2 protein-coding genes are annotated in these 1,921 nt (G+C 62.3%); both read right to left on the minus strand.

The annotated features are described in order from the left end of the window. Positions 1-12 precede the first annotated feature (12 nt). The gene (locus ACIOHP_RS49895; protein ID WP_401898522.1) at positions 13-408 is read right to left on the minus strand and encodes a hypothetical protein; all 396 of its coding nucleotides are present in this window, start codon (positions 406-408) and stop codon (positions 13-15) included. Positions 409-756: 348 nt separating this feature from the next. Next, positions 757-1,119, minus strand: coding sequence for a hypothetical protein (locus ACIOHP_RS49900; protein WP_401898523.1), 363 nt, complete (start codon positions 1,117-1,119; stop codon positions 757-759). Positions 1,120-1,921 lie beyond the last annotated feature (802 nt).

A 1,921-nucleotide genomic window follows, 5' to 3' on the forward strand; every position in this document is an offset into this window, starting at 1 on the left:
CCTTCGGCTACCTCACCCCAGCCGAGACCAGGCAGCGGCATCAACACACCCTCGCGGCATAACCATCGAGTGTCCGAGATCACGGGCAAACTTCAAGGAGCCGAGTTTGATCTCCTCGCCGTCGACGGTCTCGACGTGTTTGCGCGCGGGCTGCAAGTGCCCTTCCCGGGCGTGGAACTGGCGGGCGGCCGCGAGATTGGTCGCCCACCGGTCGCCCTGTGAACGCCGCACCGGGACCAGCGTCTCGCCCTCGCCCGCAGGTTCCACGCCGATTGTTTCCAGCAGGTACTGCTGGACGGGCACCAGCTTGTCCCAGCCAACGCGCTGCCCGACGATCCACGCCCCCAAGTCCTCGCCCTGGACGACAACCTCGCCCGCTCCGGCCGGGAGCACCCCGCCGGCCTTCACGTGCGCGAGCAGGAGCCGGTATAAGCGCTGCCACGCGATCTCCCATCCCTCTTGGCGCCCACCCGGGATCGATCTCGTTGAGTGCCTTCATGCGGCTCTCGGACAGTTCCCCGGCATGGGAACGCCACTCTCCCCGTTCGCGCGGCGTGCGGCGTTCTCCCGGGTCTTCCTGGCGCCAGCCCTCACGTTCTTAAGGAAGATCCCCAGGGGGTACGAACCCCACACGACCGAGGCAGCGGGCAGGAGTTGGCCGTGTACGGTCGTGTAGTCGCGGGCCATGGCGAGGCCGGCGTCCCACGCGGAGGCGTGCACGGCCCGTGACCTAGACGGTCACGGGCCGTGCACGCCTCAATCACGCGGTTCGAGTCGCAGGCAGACTTCATACGGATCATCGTCGATGACGTCCCGGCGTGCCCGAAACCAGGACACGAGAACCTCCTCAACCGCCTCAACGTCGCGCCTGTTGCCCGCTAGGCACACGACTGCTTCCTCCGGTACGGGCGGCTGCGCGAAGGTAGACACGCGGGTTCTGACGTCGATACGTCCAGTCCACTCCGGCGAGGATTCTGCCGACCAACTCCAGCGCCATTCCGGGAACGGTTCCTCTGGCGATTCCGGGAATGCTGAGATCAGCGCCCCGAGGAACGTGTTCCCCGCCAAGTTCGGGCCGGTAACGCGCACGGCGACAGTGTTCAGCTCAAGATCAGTCACTCACGCAGGCTACGACGGAGAGTCACGGCTACGCCCGCGCCACGGCGGGCGAGCTGCGCCAAGAAGCGGTGAAGCTGCTGGCGGGGGGCTACGACTCGATGACCGCGTACGCGCCGCAGAGCTCGCCCGTTGGCGTACCGGACTGCTTACCCAGCTCCGACCACGGCAGGTCAATGCCCCGTCGGTGACACCGTGCTGCTGGTGTATTTCTCACCGCGTACCGCACAACGAACAGGTCCCCTGTGGATTCCACAGGGGACCTTCTGAATCACTTACGGTACTTCTCAACAAGTGAAGCGAAATAATAAATCGCCCCGAGAGCGTAAAACAAAGCTCCGAGCGCATAGTAAATTGTCGTCATTCAGACGGAACCTCTTTCTGCCGTATTTAGTTATAGGCATCACCTTCTTTTATCGATGGAGTTGTCCTATGCTTCTCATTATACTTACCCTGTCATTATGAAGCAAAATTCTGACGCCAAAATGGCAAGCGTCGAGAGTTCAATTGATGCTGCCGTGTTATACCAGAATCAACCCCGAGTATGAAGTTTTACGCATCCACCAGACCTTGAAGCTGCAGGGAGAGGTACCTCTTTATCCCAGAACTCATCCAGTTCCCAACTTTGACGCACGATCCGATGCCGCGAGGACTGCGACCCCCTCCCTAACTCCCCAGGAGGAGCCCCCTCTTGCAGCCAGCCGTTTTATGGCAGGCCCGGAGGGACTGTCAGGTCTCGTACAGGACTGCGGAGCAGGCCGGTACGAGACGCATCTGACCGGAGGTCAGATGCCCGGATCACGGA

The sequence above is a fragment of the Streptomyces sp. NPDC087859 genome, assembly GCF_044742595.1.
Classification (GTDB): Bacteria; Actinomycetota; Actinomycetes; order Streptomycetales; family Streptomycetaceae; genus Streptomyces; species Streptomyces canus_F.